At 32.6% G+C, this 21,107-nt stretch carries 20 protein-coding genes; 9 read left to right on the forward strand and 11 right to left on the reverse strand.

Going from position 1 to position 21,107, the window contains the following annotated elements; translation table 11 throughout:
- Nucleotides 1-48: 48 nt before the first annotated feature.
- The 5 genes from G4L40_RS01535 to G4L40_RS01555 all read left to right on the forward strand — a co-directional run bounded on the left by G4L40_RS01535 (nt 49) and on the right by G4L40_RS01555 (nt 5,861).
- On the forward strand, nt 49-1,227 hold the full coding sequence (locus tag G4L40_RS01535) for a serine hydrolase domain-containing protein (protein ID WP_166235322.1): 1,179 nt from the start codon (nt 49-51) through the stop codon (nt 1,225-1,227).
- A 38-nt stretch (nt 1,228-1,265) separates the two neighbouring features.
- Nucleotides 1,266-1,979 carry a 3'-5' exonuclease gene (locus G4L40_RS01540; protein WP_166235324.1) on the forward strand — a complete coding sequence of 238 codons (714 nt, stop codon included), beginning with the start codon at nt 1,266-1,268 and terminating at the stop codon, nt 1,977-1,979.
- A gap of 64 nt (nt 1,980-2,043) precedes the next feature.
- On the forward strand, nt 2,044-3,483 hold the full coding sequence (locus G4L40_RS01545; protein WP_166235326.1) for a nucleoside recognition domain-containing protein: 1,440 nt from the start codon (nt 2,044-2,046) through the stop codon (nt 3,481-3,483).
- A gap of 11 nt (nt 3,484-3,494) precedes the next feature.
- Nucleotides 3,495-4,187 carry a hypothetical protein gene (locus tag G4L40_RS01550; protein WP_166235328.1) on the forward strand — a complete coding sequence of 231 codons (693 nt, stop codon included), beginning with the start codon at nt 3,495-3,497 and terminating at the stop codon, nt 4,185-4,187.
- A 72-nt stretch (nt 4,188-4,259) separates the two neighbouring features.
- Nucleotides 4,260-5,861 (forward strand): fumarate hydratase, encoded by a 1,602-nt coding sequence (locus tag G4L40_RS01555; protein WP_166235330.1) that lies wholly within the window; start codon nt 4,260-4,262, stop codon nt 5,859-5,861.
- A gap of 68 nt (nt 5,862-5,929) precedes the next feature.
- Here the strand turns inward: G4L40_RS01555 and G4L40_RS01560 are convergent, their stop codons facing one another.
- The 10 genes from G4L40_RS01560 to trhO all read right to left on the reverse strand — a co-directional run bounded on the left by G4L40_RS01560 (nt 5,930) and on the right by trhO (nt 16,283).
- Complete coding sequence (locus tag G4L40_RS01560; RefSeq protein WP_166235331.1) at nt 5,930-6,505, reverse strand: hypothetical protein; 576 nt, start codon at nt 6,503-6,505, stop codon at nt 5,930-5,932.
- A 216-nt stretch (nt 6,506-6,721) separates the two neighbouring features.
- Nucleotides 6,722-7,888, reverse strand: a complete 1,167-nt coding sequence (locus G4L40_RS01565) for a class I SAM-dependent rRNA methyltransferase (protein WP_166235333.1) — start codon at nt 7,886-7,888, stop codon at nt 6,722-6,724.
- A 70-nt stretch (nt 7,889-7,958) separates the two neighbouring features.
- Nucleotides 7,959-8,618, reverse strand: a complete 660-nt coding sequence (locus tag G4L40_RS01570; RefSeq protein WP_166235335.1) for a CoA transferase subunit B — start codon at nt 8,616-8,618, stop codon at nt 7,959-7,961.
- A gap of 2 nt (nt 8,619-8,620) precedes the next feature.
- Nucleotides 8,621-9,322 (reverse strand): CoA transferase subunit A, encoded by a 702-nt coding sequence (locus G4L40_RS01575; RefSeq protein ID WP_166235337.1) that lies wholly within the window; start codon nt 9,320-9,322, stop codon nt 8,621-8,623.
- Nucleotides 9,323-9,340: 18 nt separating this feature from the next.
- Entirely contained in the window at nt 9,341-11,635 is a 2,295-nt protein-coding gene (locus G4L40_RS01580; RefSeq protein WP_166235339.1) for a penicillin-binding protein 1A, read from the reverse strand.
- A gap of 1 nt (nt 11,636) precedes the next feature.
- Nucleotides 11,637-12,134, reverse strand: coding sequence for a gliding motility lipoprotein GldH (locus G4L40_RS01585; RefSeq protein WP_166235341.1), 498 nt, complete (start codon nt 12,132-12,134; stop codon nt 11,637-11,639).
- Nucleotides 12,115-13,275: a PSP1 domain-containing protein gene (locus G4L40_RS01590; RefSeq protein ID WP_166235343.1), complete on the reverse strand. Its 1,161-nt coding sequence runs from the start codon at nt 13,273-13,275 to the stop codon at nt 12,115-12,117. The genes G4L40_RS01585 and G4L40_RS01590 overlap by 20 nt, the downstream gene beginning before the upstream one ends.
- A gap of 177 nt (nt 13,276-13,452) precedes the next feature.
- Entirely contained in the window at nt 13,453-13,683 is a 231-nt protein-coding gene (locus G4L40_RS01595) for a ferredoxin (protein WP_166235344.1), read from the reverse strand.
- A complete protein-coding gene (locus G4L40_RS01600) occupies nt 13,684-14,925 on the reverse strand; it encodes a peptidase U32 family protein (RefSeq protein ID WP_166235346.1) in 1,242 nt (413 codons plus the stop codon).
- The gene (gene trhO / locus G4L40_RS01605; protein ID WP_166235348.1) at nt 14,925-16,283 is read right to left on the reverse strand and encodes an oxygen-dependent tRNA uridine(34) hydroxylase TrhO; all 1,359 of its coding nucleotides are present in this window, start codon (nt 16,281-16,283) and stop codon (nt 14,925-14,927) included. Before trhO ends, G4L40_RS01600 begins: the two co-directional genes overlap by 1 nt.
- A gap of 189 nt (nt 16,284-16,472) precedes the next feature.
- Here trhO and recA point away from each other — a divergent pair, with 189 nt between their 5' ends.
- The 4 genes from recA to G4L40_RS01625 all read left to right on the forward strand — a co-directional run bounded on the left by recA (nt 16,473) and on the right by G4L40_RS01625 (nt 20,135).
- Nucleotides 16,473-17,477, forward strand: coding sequence for a recombinase RecA (gene recA, locus G4L40_RS01610; protein WP_166235350.1), 1,005 nt, complete (start codon nt 16,473-16,475; stop codon nt 17,475-17,477).
- A 94-nt stretch (nt 17,478-17,571) separates the two neighbouring features.
- Nucleotides 17,572-17,976 carry a hypothetical protein gene (locus tag G4L40_RS01615; protein ID WP_166235352.1) on the forward strand — a complete coding sequence of 135 codons (405 nt, stop codon included), beginning with the start codon at nt 17,572-17,574 and terminating at the stop codon, nt 17,974-17,976.
- A gap of 12 nt (nt 17,977-17,988) precedes the next feature.
- Nucleotides 17,989-18,531: an RNA polymerase sigma factor gene (locus G4L40_RS01620; protein ID WP_166235354.1), complete on the forward strand. Its 543-nt coding sequence runs from the start codon at nt 17,989-17,991 to the stop codon at nt 18,529-18,531.
- Nucleotides 18,528-20,135, forward strand: coding sequence for a porin family protein (locus tag G4L40_RS01625; RefSeq protein ID WP_166235355.1), 1,608 nt, complete (start codon nt 18,528-18,530; stop codon nt 20,133-20,135). The genes G4L40_RS01620 and G4L40_RS01625 overlap by 4 nt, the downstream gene beginning before the upstream one ends.
- Before the next feature lie 89 nt (nt 20,136-20,224).
- Here the strand turns inward: G4L40_RS01625 and G4L40_RS01630 are convergent, their stop codons facing one another.
- Nucleotides 20,225-20,965 carry a lysophospholipid acyltransferase family protein gene (locus G4L40_RS01630; RefSeq protein WP_166235357.1) on the reverse strand — a complete coding sequence of 247 codons (741 nt, stop codon included), beginning with the start codon at nt 20,963-20,965 and terminating at the stop codon, nt 20,225-20,227.
- Nucleotides 20,966-21,107: the final 142 nt, after the last annotated feature.

Here is a 21,107-nt window from a genome sequence, read left to right on the forward strand (position 1 = left end):
TTCTAACTTTTTCCTACTTTTATAAAAACTATCTTATAAAATTAGTAAATGAAATTCCTGCTAAAATTCCTAAAATGGTTCGCAATTGTTTTTGCTGCTATTATTGTTTTGATGTATATTTTTGATGTAGATTATTTGCTTCGTGCCGTAAAAACAATTTATTTCAAAGGTTATACCACAGCTTTTTTAGAAGATTATAAAGAATTTCCCAATCGCGAAATCAAAAAAGGTACTGCGCAACCTTGGGCAATTGCTTCCGATTACAACTCTGTTCCTGCTACACAAAATTTACAAAAAGCACACAAAGAGCTCAAAACTATTGCCTATTTAATTATTAAAAATGATAGTATTTGGCATGAAAGCTATTTTGATGGTTTTGATAAAAACTCTAAAACCAATTCTTTTTCGATGGCAAAAAGCGTGGTTACAATGGCATTAGGAAAAGCCATTATGGAAGGAAAAATAAAAAGTTTAGACCAAAAAGTAATTGACTTTTTTCCCGAATTAAAAGGAAAATTTGCAAAAGAAGTAACCGTAGGCGATTTATCTTCAATGGCTTCAGGATTAAATTGGGACGAAAAATATTATAGCCCATTTTCAATTGTAACCCGTGCTTATTTTGACAATGATTTAGACAAAGTAATCCTTGGATTGAACATCAACGAAAAACCTGGGCAATCGTTCAAATATCTAAGTGGTGCTACTCAGTTATTGGCCATGTGTATTGAAAAAGCAACAGGAGAATATTTATCAGATTATGTTTCAAAAAACTTTTGGCAACCTATGGGTGCCGAAAATGAAGCGCTCTGGCAATTAGATGAAGCACCTGACGGAATTGAAAAAGCCTATTGTTGTATCGCTAGTAATGCAAGAGATTTTGCCCGCTTTGGAAAGCTATATTTGAATAACGGAAAATGGAATGGTCAACAATTATTAGATAGTGCTTTTGTGAAAAAATGCATCACTCCTCGCTTTGAAGCAGCGCCTCATTATGGCTATGGTTGGTGGATGCACAACTTTTTAGGCAAACACTTATATTACATGCGTGGTCATTTGGGGCAATTTGTAATTGTAATTCCAGAAGACAGCTTAATAATTGTGCGTTTAGGACATTTAAAAGGTGTACAAACTTCATATGATCCACATAGTGAAGATTTATATGTTTATGTTGAAGAAGCCTATGAAATGTTGGGAAAAAGAAAAAAGATGCAAGAAAAAAGAAAATAGATTAACTTGAAACTAAATTAACTATAAACCATACAAAAATGATTGAAAAAATTAACTTAAACAACATTCTGTTTTTAGATATTGAAACCGTTCCTGAACACCAAAATTATGGCATTTTAGACGAAGAAACACGTTATTTATGGGAACACAAAACACAATACCAACGCAAAGACGAAGTTTCGGCAGAAGATTTTTATGAACGTGCTGGAATTTGGGCAGAGTTTGGGAAAATCATTACTATTTCTGTGGGTTATTTTGTCAATAAAGGCGATATTAGAAATTTTAGAGTAACTAGTTTCTGGGGTGAAGAGAAGAAAATTTTGAATGATTTTTCCAATCTATTAAATACTCATTTCAACGGAGCACAACACGTTTTATGCGGTCATAATGCCAAAGAATTTGATATTCCATTCATAGCCCGACGCATGATTATCAACGGAATTGCTTTACCTAACAAACTAAATTTATTCGGTAAAAAACCTTGGGAAGTACCGCATTTAGACACCTTAGAATTATGGAAATTTGGCGATTATAAACATTTTACTTCTTTAAAATTACTTACAAAAGTGCTCGGAATTCCTTCTCCAAAAGACGATATCGACGGTAGCGAAGTAGCTCACGTTTTTTATGTGGAAAACGACATCGACCGAATTATCACCTATTGTGAAAAAGATGTTATTGCAGTAGCTCAAATTTTCTTAAGATTAAGACGAGAAGATTTACTGGTTGAAGATGAAATTATTCATGTATAAATTGAACACGAATTTTCAAATTGTACTTGAATTTGATTTACTACATTTACAAAAAATATAACACATGGTTTTAAGCAGATTTTGGCTGGTAATATTTATATCATCTATCTTTTTTATTGTATTCGGATTGTTTTCATCGCAATATTATTCTATTGATTATGTGCTGAATGGTAAACAAGGCGAACCTTTTTTAATTGGTGAAAAATATTTAAAAGAAGTTCCAAAATTTGTACAAGATAGTGTCCAAAAAGCGGAAGACAAAACATTCATTATCAACAAAAATGAAAAGGATGCAGACACTACCTATGTTTACAACAATCAAACTGTAAAAATCTACAGCGGAAAACAAAAAGCAGATGGTCTACTTCCTATGACCAAAAGCAGTTTGTTTGATTTGATTCTGCCATTGATTGCTTACTTAGCTTTCTTTTGTGGAATTATGGAATTACTTATCATTTCAGGAGCTTCGGAAAGATTGGCTAAGAAATTAAGTCCATTATTTGCAAAAGTTTTTCCTTCGATTCCTAAAAACCACGAATCGATTTCATACATGACATTGAATTTTTCTGCTAACTTCTTAGGATTGGATTCAGCTGCAACGCCTTTCGGATTGAAAGCCATGCAAAGTTTACAAGAACTCAACGAAGACAAAGACCGAGCGAGTGATGCCCAAATCATGTTCATGTGTTTGCATGCTGCTGGTTTAACATTAATTCCAACGTCAATCATTGGTTATCGAGCTGCCGAACACGCTGCAAATCCTGCTGATGTAATGTTACCATGTATTATTACGTCTTTTGTTGGAACTATTGCCGCTTTCATTTTAGTTGGAATTAAACAACGTGTTAATTTTAAAAGCGCTTCTTTATTAGCAGTTTTAATGGGAGTTATCGGAGCAATTGTGGGATTATTATTCTACGTTAACAGTTTAGATTTAATTGGAAAAAATTACTTTACTTCAAACCTTTCGGGCTTATTGTTAATCTTAATAATTGGCGGAACTTTGATATTTTCTTTCGTTCAAGAAAAGAAATTCGTAGAACAAAAAACAACGATTTTCGATACGTTTGTAGCAGGAGCCAATAACGGATTAAAAACTGGAGTTACAATTTTCCCATACGTAATGGGAATGTTAGTTGCGATTTCGTTGTTTAGAAATAGTGGTTTATTTGAAATTATCGCCAACGGAATTTCTTTTTTATTTGCTCATCTTGGAGTAGCCAAAGAAATTACCGATTCACTTCCTGTGGCGATGTTGCGTCCTTTTAGTTCTGGTGGTTCTCGTGGTTTTATGATTGATGCGATGAAACAATTTGGTCCAGATTCCTTAACCGGAAGATTAAGTTGTATTTTCCAATGCAGTGCCGAAACTACTTTTTATGTAATTGCGGTTTATTTTGGAAGTATCAACGTGAAAAACACACGCTATACATTAGGAATGATGCTTTTAGTAGATTTGATTTGTGTGATTACAGCGATTTTTGTGGCGAGTTGGTTTTTTTAAAATGAAGCTAGATGAGAATAATAATTTTAACCCTTTTTATTTTTATTTCATGTAAAAATGAGGAAATTGTTTCTACAAAAAACAATATCGCAAAAGAAAACAAGATAATTAAAGAAACTAACAAAGAAGTTTTAGATACTATTTTCTTTGATTTTGAAAATAACAAAAGTGATTTTGTTGTTGTCAATCTTTTAGAAAAGAAGTTTAATGAAGATAGTATTTGTAATGTTGAAATGAAATTAGATTTTTGGAATAATAAATCAAAAATTGGTTCAGAAACAATTCAAATTAATGGCTTTGATGAAAATTCAGAATTTTTTGGAATTTACTTAGATAGTTTAAATCCTTCTTTAAAAACAATCCACATTGGATATCCTGCTTGTGCCTATCAGCAGAATGGATTTTTATTTTATACCAATAATAATAACGTTCAATTACTATATCAATTTATGGAATTTAGTGATAGTGGTTGGGGTTCTTATGTTGAATTCTTTCCAACAAATAAAAACTATATAACTTCAAGAAGAACCAACTTTTCACCTGATGAAAATGATTCAACTAAAGAAGATATGGGTATAGTGGAGTATTTAGATTCTTTAACTTTTTCATTAAAAAACAATACTTGGAAAGTAAATCAAATCACTCCAAAAGAAAAAGTATATAAACGCGAAAAAAAGAGTTTTGAAGAATTTCACAAACAATAATAAAATATAGAAATAGTTAATTTCGAAATTCTATTAACATTACGTAACTTTACCTTTCAAAACATACACATAATGGACTTTTTATATCAAGACCCGTATCCTATTTTAAAAGACGATACACACTACAAAAAATTAACTTCCGATTACGTAAAAGTTGAGCAACTTGGCGATAGAGAAATCTTAGTGGTTGACCCAAAAGGATTAGAATTACTAGCTCAAGAAGCGATGGACGACGTTTCGTTTATGTTGCGTTCGGCACATTTACAAAAATTAAGAAACATTATCGAAGATCCTGAAGCGACAGACAACGATCGTTTTGTTGCTTATAATTTATTGCAAAACGCTGCTGTAGCTGTAGAAGGTCAATTGCCTTCTTGCCAAGATACCGGAACTGCGATCGTAGTTGCTAAAAAAGGTGAAAACGTTTATACAGGAGTTGATGATGGCGAATGGTTGTCAAAAGGAATTTACAATACGTACCAAAATAAAAATCTTCGTTACTCGCAAATTGTTCCGATTTCGATGTTTGAAGAGAAAAACTCGGGCTCTAACTTACCTGCACAAATCGACATTTATGCGAAAAAAGGAAATTCGTATGAATTCTTATTTTTAACAAAAGGTGGTGGTTCGGCCAACAAAACGTTTTTATATCAAAAAACAAAATCGTTGTTGAATGAAAAATCGTTAGACGAATTTGTTCGTGAGCGCATTATGGATTTAGGAACAGCAGCTTGTCCTCCTTATCATTTGGCTATTGTAATTGGTGGAACTTCTGCGGAAGCGAATTTAGCAGCAGTTAAAAAAGCATCAGCTGGATATTATGACCATTTACCAACTTCTGGAAATATGTCAGGTCAAGCGTTTCGCGATTTAGAATGGGAAAAAAGAGTGCAAATCATTTGTCAAGAAAGTCAAATTGGAGCACAATTTGGTGGAAAATATTTAACACATGACGTTCGTGTGATTCGTTTACCTCGTCACGCAGCTTCTTGTCCGGTGGGAATGGGAGTTTCTTGTTCGGCAGATAGAAATATCAAAGGAAAAATCACAAAAGACGGAATTTTCTTAGAGCAATTGGAAACCAATCCAGCGCAATTTTTACCTGAAACAGCGCCTCATTTAGAGCCAGCAGTAGAAATTGATTTGAACAAACCAATGGCTGAAATTTTAGCAGAATTATCGAAATATCCAATTAAAACTCGTTTGAAATTAAACGGAACTTTGATTGTAGCTCGTGATATCGCTCATGCCAAAATCAAAGAATTGCTAGACGCTGGAAAACCAATGCCAGAGTATTTCAAAAATCACCCAGTATATTATGCAGGTCCAGCAAAAACTCCAGACGGAATGCCTTCAGGAAGTTTTGGACCAACTACCGCAGGAAGAATGGATGTTTATGTAGACGAATTCCAAGCCGCTGGTGGAAGCATGATTATGTTAGCCAAAGGAAACCGAAGCAAAGACGTAATGAATGCTTGTAAAAAACATGGCGGATTCTATTTAGGTTCGATTGGTGGCCCTGCTGCGATTTTAGCCAAAGAAAACATCTTATCGGTTGAAGTAGTAGATTTTCCAGAATTAGGAATGGAAGCGGTGAGAAAAATTGAAGTAAAAGATTTCCCTGCGTTTATTATTACCGATGATAAAGGAAATGATTTCTTTATGAATCTTTAGTTTTAGAAAAAGAGAAAAGAAGCAAGAAAAAAGAAACCTGTGAGTTGAAAGACTTACAGGTTTTTTATTTAAGACCCGTTGACAAAAACATCAAAACATTCAATTTTGGTTAAATTTATTTTCAATTTAAAAAAACAAGGTCCACCATCATGAACTGTACCTATAAAATATTTGAATGAATCTTTTGACATACCATCACATGCACAATTAACCCAAACTTCTATTTCACCTTTCCTGTTTTTTGTTGCTATACATTGTTTTGAATAATCATCGGCATTTTGTTTACCTTCAAAATTTTCTGTTTTATTCATACAAATAGGTAAAATAGAATCGATTTTAAGTAAATCATTTTCTGTTAATTCATAAGGAATAGCAGTTTCGTTAAAACGATTATACTCTTTTGATTTATCAAATGTAAAAGTTGTATATGTTGGAAATCTTTTAAAATCAATTTTTGAATTCGACTTAATTTTTGACTTTATGATTTCATATTTTTCATACTCTTGGTTAGATTCAATAAAATTATTTTTTATAAAACCATTGAAATTAAAATCACCATAACAAACAAGGGAGTCATTCTGCAACTTAAAGTTTCCCTCTAAAGTTTCATTTTTAATTGAATCAAATTCATAAATTCTTTTCATAATGTATGTGCTGTCATTATAAAGTCTGAAATCTATCTTCAAACCAAAAGACTTTATTTCAGCTTGCACTAATTCTGTTTTTTGTTTACAACTAAACAAAAAAAGAGTAAAAAAGAAGATGCTAAAAAATCTAATCATAAGTAAAAGTTTTAAACTGATTCTATGAGATTCCTCCGGAATGACAAACTATGCGAGAAAAACTGAACACTTTCAAATCTACTCCACAAACAAAACCAAACCTTTTAAATAATGACCTTCTGGGTGATAAATATTCGTTGGGTGATCTGGACCTTGTTCTAATTTGTGTAAAACTCGGATGTTTCTTCCGGTTTCTATAGCGGCGGCTGCAACGGTGTTGTAAAACAAAACATCATCAATAACTTGTGAGCAAGAGAAAGTGAATAAAATTCCGTTAGGAGCTAAGGCTTTTAAACCTGCAATGTTTAAACGTTTGTAGGCTTGCGTTGCGGTATGTTTGCTTTTGATGCTTTTCGCGAAAGCGGGCGGGTCTAAAACAATAACATCGTATTGTTGTGTGTGCTCTTTCATGAAATTGAACACATCGTCAGCTACTGCTTTGTGATTAGCGTTTGGAAAATTTAATTCCATATTACTCTCTGCTAAGTCCACAGCTTTTTGAGAAATATCGACCGAAGTTACTAATTCTGCACCAGCACTCATGGCATAAATGGAAAATCCACCAGTATAACAAAACGTATTTAATACTTTTTTGCCTTTTGAGAATTCGCCTAAAAGTTTTCGGTTTTCGCGTTGGTCTAAAAAGAAACCTGTTTTTTGTCCTTCTACCCAATTTACAGAAAACAAAATGTTGTTCTCTTTTGCAACTGCTTCAACTTTGTTTCCGAATAAGAAATAATCAGTTCCTGTATTTGGTAAAGTTCCTGAGCTTTTGCAATAAATGGTTTCGCAATAGTCTGTAAAATTTGATTTTATGGCTTCCGCGATTTGCTCCATTTGAAGAAAAACGCCAGTAGAATGCGCTTGAATAACCCAATTTTTATCGTAATAATCAATAATTAATCCCGAAATTCCATCGCCTTCTCCATGAATCACACGAAAAGCATTGGTAACTTCAAAATCCAATATTTGCGTACGTAAATACCAAGCCGATTGTAGTTTGTCCTTCCAAAAGTTCTCAGAAAAAGTTTCCTCTCCGAAAGTCAAAATACGAACTACGATACTTCCTTTATCACTAAAATATCCAGTTCCTAAATGATTGTTTTTCGAATCGACTACATCAACCATTTCGCCATCGTTTATTTCACGACTTACGCCATAAACCGCACCACTAAAAATCCAAGGATGACGACGTTGAATTGATTTTTCTTTACCTGATTTTAAAATTACTTTTGGTAAGCTCATTTTCTTTAAAATATATAAAAACCTGACAAGTTTTGGAAACCTGTCAGGTTTAAAATTATAAACTCATTTATTAATCGATTTTCATTTCAGGAATATCTCCTTCAATGATTAAATCGGCTTCTGTTGCTTTTATTACATCTTCAACTGAAACACCTGGTGCGCGTTCTAACAATTTGAATCCTTTTGGAGTGATTTCTAAAACCGCTAATTCAGTAACGACTTTTTTCACACAACCAACACCAGTTAAAGGAAGCGTACATTTTTTCAAGATTTTCGATTCTCCTGCTTTATTTACGTGCATCATAGCAACGATAATATTTTCTGCAGAAGCTACTAAATCCATGGCGCCGCCCATTCCTTTTACCATCTTTCCTGGGATTTTCCAGTTGGCAATATCTCCGTTTTCAGAAACTTCCATCGCTCCTAAAATAGTTAAATCTACTTTTTGAGCACGAATCATTCCAAAACTAAATGCTGAGTCGAAAAAACTTGCTCCTGGTAAAGTTGTTATGGTTTGTTTTCCTGCGTTGATGATATCCGCATCTTCTTCTCCTTCAAAAGGGAAAGGTCCCATACCTAAAACTCCATTTTCTGATTGAAATTCTACTGAAATATCTGTGCGAACATAATTGGCAACTAAAGTTGGAATTCCGATTCCTAAGTTTACATAGTAACCGTCTTTTACTTCTTGTGCTATTCTTTTTGCGATTTGATTTTTATCTAATGCCATGATTAACTTCTTTGTCTAACAGTTCTTTGCTCAATTCTTTTCTCAAATTTCTCTCCTTGGAAAATACGGTTGACCATAATTCCTGGAATGTGAATTTCGTTAGGATTTAAAGTTCCTGCTGGTACTAATTCTTCAACCTCAGCAATCGTGATTTTTGCAGCACCTGCCATACAAGCGTTGAAATTACGAGCCGTTCCTTTGAAAATAAGATTTCCAGCTTCGTCACCTTTCCATGCTTTTACGATAGAAAAATCGGCTTTATAAGCCAATTCCATTACGTGCATTTTTCCGTTGAATTCACGCGTTTCTTTTCCTTCAGCAACTTCTGTTCCAAAACCTGCTGGTGTAAAAAATGCTGGAATTCCTGCTTGTGCAGCACGGCATTTTTCTGCTAAAGTTCCTTGAGGTGTTAGCTCAACTTCTAATTCTCCTGAAAGCATTTGGCGTTCGAATTCTGCATTTTCTCCCACGTAAGAAGAAATCATTTTTTTGATTTGGCGTTTTTGTAATAATAATCCCAATCCGAAATCATCTACACCTGCATTATTTGAAATACAAGTTAAATTGGTTACATTTTTATTTACTAATTCAGCAATACTATTTTCAGGAATGCCACAAAGACCAAAACCACCCAACATGATAGTTTGTCCATCTTGAATTCCTTCTAATGCTTCTTTTACGTTATTTACTTTTCTTGAAATCATATAGCGTTATTGTTGTTTTTATAATCCTTCGAACTCATCCATACTTGGTTCATCTGTAGGAACTGCTGTTGTATCAACGACTTTTTTTGGTGTCCAGCAATCTACTTTTATAGCTAAATTATCGGGTCTTTCAAATGGTTCTCTTGATATATCTAAATCACTATCATCGTAACATTTTTTCATGAAAATTCCCCAAATAGGTAATGCTGTCGTAGCACCTTGACCCATATGAGTGGATCTAAAATGTGCTGCTCTATCTTCATTTCCTACCCAAACTCCTGTGGCTAAATTAGGCACCATACCAATAAACCAACCGTCAGAATTATTTTGAGAAGTTCCTGTTTTCCCAGCAACTGGATTAGCAAAACTATAATCATACTGAATAAAACCACCACCACCATATTTCAATCGCGCTCCAGTTCCTGATTCTTTTACACCTTCCATTAATTTGATAACGGTATAAGCAACATCTTTATTTACTACATCCTTTTGATAAGGAATTGGTTGATCAATTACAACTCCATTTTTGTCCTCAATTTTGATGATAAAAGTGGGTTTTACATATACTCCTTGATTTGCAAATGTACTCATTGCTCCTACCATTTCCTCTACAGTAATATCAACCGCTCCTAATGCAATTGATGGCTGAACAGGAATTTTTGAAGTTACCCCTAATTCTTTTGCCATATCCACTACGGCTTGTGGGCCAACTCTATCTATCAATTTAGCTGAAACTGTGTTGATAGAGTTTGCTAATGCTTTTTGTAAAGTAATAGTTCCTCTATAATTTCCATCAGAATTTTTTGGTGACCAATCAGCATCTATTCCCCATTTGCCTTTTGGCATAGTGAAATAACTGTCAATAATTGAATCACAAGGCGACATAGCTAATTGCTCAATTGCAGTTGCATAAACAAAAGGTTTAAAAGTAGAACCAACTTGTCTTGCACCCTGCCCAACGTGATCGTATTGAAAATATTTATAATTAACACCTCCAACCCAAGCTTTGATATGACCACTTCTTGGCTCCATAGCCATCATACCTGTTTGCAGCATGTGTTTGTAGTAAATGATCGAGTCTTTTGGTTTCATGATGGTGTCTTTTTCACCTTCATAAGTAAAGATTTTCATTTTTGCAGCGACATCAAAAGATTTAATAATTTCTTCTTCTGATTTACCATTCAAGTCCATTTTTCTCCATCGTTCAGAGTTTTTCATGGCTTGCATCATAATTTGATTGGTTTGCTCAGGAGTAATGTCAACAAAGGGTGCGTTTTCTTTGTCTTTCATTCCCTTAAAAAATTCCTTTTGCAAATTTTTTAAATGCTCTTGTACTGCTTCTTCAGCATATTGCTGCATTTTAGAATCAATAGTCGTGTAAATTTTTAAACCATCTCTATACAAATCATATTCTGTCCCATCAGGTTTTAAATGGTCTTTTACCCATTTTCTCATGTAATCTCTTAGGTATTCTCTAAAATACGTTGCGCTACCCTCTGAATGGCTTTCAGGTCTAAAATCTAATTTTATTGGAATTTTTCTTAATTGTTCTCTTTGAGATTCTGTAATTACATTATTTTTAGCCATCTGCTGTAGCACAGTATTTCTTCTATCTAGAACCAATTTTGCTCTTTTCTTTCTGTTTGGATTATACAAAGATGGGTTTTTTAACATCCCTACAAATAAAGCTGATTCTTCAATAGTTAAATCTTTAGGCTCTTTATTCATATAGATTTTTGCCGCAGATCGAATTCCAACAGCTCCATTTACAAAATCTACCTGATTTAAGTACAATGCAATAATCTCTTGTTTAGTATATTGTCTTTCCAAACGAATGGCAATAATCCATTCTTTTACTTTTTGAATTACACGAAACAAAATAAATTTTGAACCTTCGCCGTGGAATAAATTTTTTGCTAATTGTTGCGTCAATGTACTTGCTCCACCATCTCTTCCTAGTTTTACTACAGCACGCAAAGTTCCTTTTGCATCAATTCCAGAATGCTCATAAAAACGTTCATCTTCAGTTGCTACCAAAGCTTTTACAAGATATTGTGGTAATTCATGGTATTTAACAGGAGTTCTGTTTTCTTTATAAAACTTTCCTATAACTACTCCATCTGCAGAAATAATTTCAGTTGCTACATTTGAATCCGGATTTTCTAAATCATCGAACGAAGGCATTTTTCCAAAAAATCCCCATGAAGCAAAAAGGAATAAAAAAATAATTCCTAAAAATCCATACTTAAAAAGTTGCCAAAACTTTCTAGTATATTCAGAATAATCATTTGAAACTGTTTTTTTAGTCGCCATGTTATTTTGTTTTTTCAATTCGTAATCCTAGTTCTGTAATTCCTTTTAAATCGGCAACACCATCAACTTTTCCTGTTTCTCTCACCGCTTGAACTACCTCAACATTATATTTGCCTATTCTATTAAAAACGTAATTTTCTAAATACCACAATTTACTTTCTTTAACGTCAGAAAATCCTTCTCCCATTAATGTTCCATCCGGATTTGCCATTTGATATTCTAATGTATCAACTTTGATTGTTGGTTTTTTTCCAGGTTCTTTCATTGAAACAATCAAATACATGTTGTTGAACGGATAATCGTTGTTGTTCCTCACATTCAAAAACAAATGATATGGATTTACAGTATCATTTTGTTCAAATGTAAAACGCAAAGTATCTGACTTTTTCCAAGTACCATCCAATTCTTTATACTCGCTGAAAAATTGTTTTTTATCACATGAGATAAAAAGCACGGCAATCAGCATTAAACCAATGAAATTAGTCTTTTTTAGGTGCATTTTTAAAGTTTGTAGGTTTCTTCTTTTTATTTCTATTATTTGACTTTTTCTTAGGTTGATCAAAACGTGTTAAACTGTCTTGACCTACAACATTTTCAAATTTTTTCTCAACTTCTTGAACCGTTTCCACTACATAATCTTCCAATGCTGCTACACGTTCTTTTTTCTTATTAACTTCAATAATTTCTTTTACTTTTGCTGCAGGTAAAACCATCCATTGTGCTGGAGCATTGGCATAAGAAAACCACATAATTTCTTTGAAAATATCAATTTTCTGACAATAAGCATCACCTTTTTCTGTATACAATTTGGTTTCCATGTCGGGCATATCTTTCAATACGTCTAAATAGGTGTCTAATTCATAGTTTAAACAGCATTTTAACTTTCCGCATTGCCCTGCTAATTTTTGTGGATTTAACGACAACTGTTGATAACGTGCCGCCGAAGTATTCACGCTTCTAAAATCGGTTAACCAAGTTGAGCAACATAATTCTCTACCACAAGAACCTATTCCTCCTAAACGAGCAGCTTCTTGACGAAAACCTACTTGCTTCATTTCGATTCTGATTTTAAATTCTTGGGCAAATTCCTTGATTAATTGGCGAAAATCAACTCTGTCATTTGCTGTATAATAAAACGTTGCTTTTGAACCATCACCTTGAAATTCCACATCGGAAATTTTCATTTCTAACTTTAAGTTAATTGCGATTTCTCTGGCGCGCATTCTAACAATTTCCTCTTTATTTCGAGCTTCTGTCCAAATATCAATATCTTTTTGAGACGCTTTTCGATATATTTTAGCTAATTCTTTATCTGGATTTTCATTTTTCTTTTTCATTTGAATTTTAACCAATTCGCCTGTCAAAGTAATAATACCGATATCGTGTCCAGGAGAAGCTTCTGTAGCTACAATATCTCCTATAGATAACGTTAGTTTTTCGGTATTTCTAAAAAATTCTTTTCTTCCATTTTTAAATCTAATCTCAACAGCATCAAAAGGCGCTTGACCTCCTGGCAGTGTCATATTTGAAAGCCAATCAAAAACAGAAAGTTTGTTGCAGCTATCGGTGCCACAAGTCCCATTATTATTACACCCTTTTGGTGCACCACCATCAGTGGTTGAACAGTTTGTACATGCCATAATTTAGATATATAGTGATTGTCCAAAACGGACTACGTTTCAAAACGTTTTTGAGCGTAAAGATATTGATTTTTTATGGAAACTTTCAAATTGAATCTTTTGAAGTTGCACAAAATCAAAAAACCTATCTCATTATAAAACGAAATAGGTAAATTTATAGTATTGCAAAACATAATATTATGTTTCTTTCACGGTAATAATATGAACAGGACAAGCCTTTTCAGCTAATTCACAATTTTCTAAAATAGCATAATCTGATGATTTTAGTGTGTGAAATCCTTTTGTGTTGGTTGACTTTATCAGTACTGATTTGCCATCCTTTTTTGACATTTGAAATTGTGCAGGTGCCATTTCTACACAATAATTGCAACCAATGCATTTGTCTCTTTGAAGCGTAACAATAACCATTTAGTTTTCTACAATTTTATACATTTTGTCTGATAAACGAATACGGAAAGGCACTTTTAAAGTACAACTATCGCCTTTGGTTGCTTTTTCTGAGTTAACATCATTTACAAAGAAATCTTCTAAAATTAATTCTTGCGCACCGGTTGACGGACCTGTAATTAAAATCTTATCTCCTTTTTTAATGTCGTAAGCTTCTATTTTGAATTCGGCTATGCTTGATTTTGGGAAATAATGCATTCCTTTTCCAACATATACTTTCTTTTGAGTCGCATTAGAACCTGGGTTGTCTGACCATTCGCCTAATTTTTGTCCTAAATAATAACCACTCCAAAAACCACGATTGTAAACGGTTGCCAAAGCTTCCATCCAAATATTGATTTTTTCTTTGGTAAACGTTCCTTCGTAGTATGAATCAATAGCTTCGCGATACGTTTTGATAACGGTTGCTACATAATCTGCTGCTCTTCCTCGTCCTTCAATTTTTAACACTTTGATTCCCGAATCGATTACTTGGTCAAGAAAATCTAACGTACATAAATCTTTTGGAGACATCATGTATTCGTTATCAATTTCGATTTCAAAACCACTTTCTTGGTCTATAACCGTATATTTTTTACGACAATTTTGTTTACACGCACCACGATTTGCTGAGGAATTATGCGAATGTAAACTCAAATAACATTTTCCTGAAACTGCCATGCACAAAGCACCGTGACCAAAAATTTCGATTTCTACTAAATTGCCGCTTGGCCCTTTGATTTGCTCTTTTTCGATGTCATCTGTGATTTTCTTTACTTGGCGTAAACTCAACTCGCGAGACAATACAATCGTATCGGCAAACATCGCGTAGAATTTTACGGTTTCGATATTTGTAACGTTTAATTGGGTAGAAATATGTACTTCCATTCCCATCGTACGAGCTGTCATAATCACCGCTTGATCAGATGCGATTACTGCTGTAATTCCTGCTTCTTTGGCTTTGGTTAAAAGTGTTTTTACAATCGATAAATCGTGATCGTAAATAATGGTATTCAATGTTAAATAAGTTCTAACATTTTTTTCGTTGCAACGACGCGCAATTTCAGGTAAATCGTCTAAAACGAAATTTACTGTTGCACGGGCACGCATATTTAATTGTTCGACACCAAAATAAATCGAATCGCAACCATTATCTAAAGCCGCTTGCATAGATTCGAAATTTCCTGCTGGAGCCATAAGCTCTATTCTTCCTGAAGTTGTCATTAGTTAATGATTTTAAATAATTTATCTGATAATCTCACTCTGAAAGGCACTTCAAAAGTTACTTTATCGCCAACTTTTGCTGATGAATTTTCTGTTCCGTTTACGAACATTTTTTCTAGAACCAATTCTTGATTTCCAGTTGTTGGTCCCGAAACTAGAATGCTGTCACCAATATTTAGTTCTTGGTTTTCTATAACGAAAAGTCCTACTTGCGCTTTCACATAATAATGTTCGGCTTTACCAAGCAATACCTTTTTTACTTTTATTTTTTGACGAATGTCTTTTGTTTTTTCGGCTACAGCCAAAGGTCTGTCTGACAATTCTCCTGAATGTTTGAATTTCAAATTCTCCGATTTTCCTTTTCGGAAGACTTTATTTCCTACTTGTTTTCCTCGACGTAATTTTACTTGTTCGGCTAATGGCAAATGTGTGATTTCTAAACATTCCGTAGAGCAACAATTTTCCATAGCTGCTTTACATTCGTCACATTGAATGAATAATAAATGACAACCATCGTTCAAACAATTCGTGTGATTATCGCAAGGTTTTCCACATTGATGGCATTGCGAAACAATATCGTCAGTAATTCTTTCGCCTAATCTGTGGTCGAAAACGAAGTTTTTTCCAATGAATTTACTTTCTAAATTTTCTTCCTTGATTTGTTTCGCATAATTGATAATTCCGCCTTCTAATTGGAATACATTTTTAAAACCTTGATGTTTAAAATATGCAGAAGCTTTCTCGCAACGAATTCCTCCAGTGCAATACATCACCAAATTTTTATCTTCTTTAAAGTCTTTTAATTGTTCGTTGATAATTGGTAACGATTCACGAAAAGTTTCCACATCTGGAGTAATTGCTCCTTTGAAATGACCGATTTCACTTTCGTAATGATTTCTAAAATCGACTACAATCGTGTTTGGATCTTCTAATATTTGATTGAATTCCTTTGCTTTTAAATGAACTCCGATGTTCGTAACATCAAACGTTTCATCGTTCAAACCATCAGCTACGATTTTATCACGAACTTTTACTGTTAGTTTTAAAAATGAATGATCGTTGTGTTCTACGGCAACATTCAAACGAATGCCACGCATAAAATCATATGCTTCTAAAGTTTCGCGAAAAGCTTCAAAGTTTTCGGCTGGAACCGACATTTGAGCATTGATTCCTTCTTTGGCTACATAAGTTCGACCAAGAGCATCGAGTTTGTTCCATTCGATAAATAAATCGTCGCGAAATTTTTTGGGATCTTGAATTTTGGCATACGCATAGAAAGATAATGTAAGACGTTGTTTTCCGGCTTCATCAATTAATTGAGCTCTTTCTTCTGCGCTTAAAGTGTTGTACAGTTGCATGCTATAAACGTTTAAGTGAGAATTATATTTAGAATTCTAAATGGAAGAATTCGGGAGCAAAGGTAATAAAATTGATTAAAAATCAAATCATTGAATAGATCTGAAAACATATTAACAATTTTTGGAGCAATTGAAAAAAACTGTATTTTTACAAAAAAAAGAATTGTAATCAATTTAAAGCCAAATATTATGAGTTCAGACAAAGAAGCCAAATTAAAAGCCTTACAACTAACATTAGACAAACTCGACAAAACGTACGGAAAAGGAACCGTAATGAAACTAGGTGATAGCGCTGTTGAAGAAGTAGAAGCTATTCCATCAGGTTCATTAGGGATTGACTTAGCGCTTGGTGTAAATGGTTACCCAAGAGGAAGAGTTATTGAAATCTACGGACCAGAATCGTCAGGTAAAACTACGTTAACATTACACGCCATTGCTGAAGCTCAAAAAGCAGGAGGAATTGCTGCATTCATTGATGCGGAACACGCATTTGATAGATTTTATGCAGAAAAATTAGGTATCGATATTGATAACTTAATTATTTCTCAACCAGACAATGGAGAACAAGCATTAGAAATTGCAGAAAGCTTAATTCGTTCAGGTGCTGTAGACATAGTTGTTATTGACTCAGTTGCTGCTTTAACACCAAAAAGCGAAATTGAAGGCGATATGGGTGATTCTAAAATGGGATTACACGCGCGTTTAATGTCGCAAGCATTAAGAAAATTAACCGGAACAATTCATAAAACCAATTGTACTGTTTTCTTCATTAACCAGTTACGTGATAAAATTGGAGTGATGTTTGGAAGTCCAGAAACTACAACGGGAGGAAATGCTTTGAAGTTTTACGCTTCAGTTCGTATCGATATTCGTAAATCTACTCAAATTAAAGATGGTGATAATGTTTTAGGAAATAGAACCAAAGTTAAAATCGTTAAAAACAAAGTAGCGCCGCCATTTAGAACAGCAGAATTTGACATTATGTATGGTGAGGGAATTTCAAAAGTAGGTGAAGTTTTAGACTTAGCTGTAGAATTTGAAATCATCAAAAAAAGTGGTTCTTGGTTTAGTTATGGAGAAACAAAACTAGGGCAAGGAAGAGATGCTGTAAAAGTTTTAATCAAAGACAATCCAGAATTGATGGATGAATTGGAATCAAAAATCAAGGAAACTATCAAAGAAAATAATGCTTAAAAAATTAAATCACGCCTTGAGCGTGATTTTTTTTGTAAATTGACGCAACCTTTTACTAAAATATGAATCTGTATAATATAAAATGAAATTAAAAATGAAAAAAATATTTTTGTTTCTATCAATTTTATTCATGCTTTGTTCATGTACAATAGATGAAGAACAACATTTTCATTATGAATTATTACCTGTTGAATCAGTAGAAATACCAAATGAGTTTCAATTAGGTGAAACTTATTCAATTAAAATAAGATATAATAGACCAACGTCTTGTCATAGCTTTAATGGTTTTTATTATGATTCTTATTTAAACACAAGAACTATTGCTATAAGAACTATTGTTTTTGAACAAGATAATTGTACTGAATTAACGAATAATTTAGTAGAAGAAATTATACATTTTTATGTAACGAGTAGCGGACCCTATACCTTTAAGTTTTGGCAAGGAACAAATGATGCTGGAGAAGATGTTTTTTTAGAATATGAAATCCCTGTAAATTAAAATCAATTTCATTTGATAATAGAGCAACTCATATATGAATGCACAAACTATAATACCAAAGCACAAGAACAACTTTACAGATTATTAGCACCAAAGTTGTTTTCAGTGTGTTTGAAGTATTCGCGTAATTATGAAGAAGCTCAAGATAATTTACAAGAAGGTTTTCTGTTGATTTTTGATAAAATTAGTCAATTTAAAAACAAAGGTTCATTTGAAGGTTGGGCTAAAAGAGTAGTTATTAATTATACACTGCAACAATATAGAAATCAAAATGTTTTTGAAATTGTTTCAGAAAATATACCAGACATAGAAAATGTTGAAATCGATGATGAAAATATTTCTTTAGATTTTTTAACTAAAATTATTCAAGAACTACCCGATAGATATCGTTTAGTTTTTAATTTATATGTTATTGATGACTATTCGCACAAAGAAATAGCCGAAATGTTAGGAATTAATATTGGAACATCAAAATCAAATTTAGCAAGAGCAAAAGCTATTTTGAAAGAAAAAATAGAGTTGAATAACAACTATTCAATCAAAAAGACAAAATGAAAGAACAAAAAAATATAGAACGATTATTTCAAGAAAAATTTAAAGACTTTGAGGCTATTCCGCCACAAGATTCTTGGGATAATATTGCGTCTCGATTAACAGAAAAGAAGAAGAAAAAAAGAATAATTCCCTTTTGGTTTCAATTTTCAGGAATTGCTGCTTCTTTAGTTATTATCGGTTCTTTAATATGGAATTATCAATCGGAAAACAATAACTCAATAATAGAAAACAGCAATAATATTGTTTCCGAAGATTCTAATGAAAAAACAAATAATGATTCTTTTGAAAATAAAACTATTACAAGTTCTGAATCAAATAAATTAAATGTAAAAACTTCTGACATAAATCAGAAAGAAAAAAATAGAATTCAGAATTATTCAAATGGCTTAAATGATTCTAAAAATGCTATTGTTTCAAATTCAAAAGAAAAGAAAAAATCAAATAACATTATTATTGCTAAGCATAAAAAACCTAACACATACTTAGTTAATAATACAACAACGAATAACACTATAAAAAATAAAAGAAGCAAAACAAAAAACAATAATTTATTAGCAACCGAAAACTTAATTCAAAAAGAATTAAACAATTCAAATGGAAATAATTTAGTTCAAATTCAGAATCAAAAAGAAGATTTAATTGCTAAAACAAAAAATATAAATTCAACCCAAATTGAAGCTTTTTTTGAAAAAGAAAATTCGCAAATAAATTATACAAATAATAAAAATGATTCCAAAGTAAACGACACAATAAATACTATTGTTGCTTCAAATGAAATCATTATTAAAGACAGTACGCTAGTGGAAAAAATTGCTGAAAAAACTAATCCACTAGAAGAATTGCTTGCAGCAAAAGAGGATGGGAAAAATGAAGATGAAAAAGAAAAAGAGAAAAGAAATAGATGGGCGATTAGCAGTAACGCTTCGCCTGTTTATTTCAATTCATTAGCAGAAGGTTCTTCTCTGGATCAACAATTTGATTCCAATGAAAAAAATTATGCAACTACACTAAGTTACGGCATAGGTGGAAGCTATCTAATTACAGATAAAATTAGCATTAAAACAGGAATTAACAACATTAATCTTAGTTATAATACAAATGATGTGTTGTTTCGCAACAGTTTAAGTCCTACCAATAATAATATTAAAGCCCTTAGTAGAAATGAAAATAGCGAAACTATGGTCTTTTCTGCTCCTAATTCAAAAAATGATATTGGAGATGTTGTAATTCTTCTCTCTGAAAAAACAGGCACTCTAAAACAAGATTTGAGTTACATAGAAGTCCCATTAGAATTAAGTTATAAAATTCTTGATAAAAAATTTGGAATAGAAGTTATAGGCGGAATGAGTACTTTGCTTTTAAATAACAATACTGTTTCATTAGTAACAGATGGAATGGAAATGAATGTAGGAAAAGCAAATAATTTAAACAATATACATTTTAGTAGTAATGTCGGTTTGGGTTTTAAGTATAGTTTTTGGAAAAATTTTAATGCCAATTTCCAACCCATGTTTAAATACCAAATCAATACTTTTAGTGAGAATTCTGGCAACTTCAAACCTTATTTTATCGGTTTGTATTCCGGAATAAGTTTTAGTTTTTAAGCTTTGTTGGTTAAGCTTAAATTTTTAGTTAAGTTGTTTCGTTTCTAGTTAAAATGAAACTGAAAAAGTCCAGATGCGTCTGGACTTTTTTATTTTAAATTCTCCAATAACGGCTGTAAAATAATTTCTCTTACTTGTTGTTTCAAAGCGTTTTTATCTTCTAAAGTTTTTCCTTTGGTTTCAATTATTGGATATATTTTAGCACGCATTTTACCTGGACTACCACTAAAAAAAGTATACGAAAAACGTTTTTTGTTATCGAAAAATACCATCGGAACAATTGGCAAACCATGTTCTAAAGCAATTCTGAAAGCGCCATCTTTGAATTCGTCTAACACAATATGTTCTTCTGGAACACCACCTTCAGGAAAAATACAAATGCTCAAACCTTGATGGATTCTTTTTTGAGCGCGTTCAAAAACTTGATAACGACTTTTACTGTTGCTTCTATCAACCAAAATACAAACACGTTTATAAATAAATCCGAAAATCGGAATCTTCGCCAATTCTTTCTTTCCTACAAAAACAAAAGGGTGATTTTTAACTGCAATCAACATCAACATAATATCTGTCATGGAAGTGTGATTGGCAACTAACATATAACTTTTGCCGTCTTCAAAAACTTCATCTCCTTCAATCGAATAATTGAATCCCATTCCTATCAAAATAAATTTCGCCCATAAACGAGCTATTTTAAAAAACAATGGATAGGTTTTTTCACTAATAATAGTAGCAAAAATAAAAGGAAACAAAACAATAATTGGAACTAAAACCAAAATATAAAACCAAATACGATATAAAAGAGTAAGCGGATATTTTAAAAATTTCATTAAGCAAGATGATTTGATTCCCAAAAGTAATCATTTTAATAAAACCTATCTCTTTTTACTTTTCTGTTTTTACTTTACATTTGCAATTCAGAATACTAATTAAAAAACTTTGCGAAGCTTTGCGAATAACTTTCGCGTCTTT

The sequence above is a fragment of the Flavobacterium celericrescens genome (genome assembly GCF_011392075.1).
Lineage (GTDB): Bacteria > Bacteroidota > Bacteroidia > Flavobacteriales > Flavobacteriaceae > Flavobacterium > Flavobacterium celericrescens.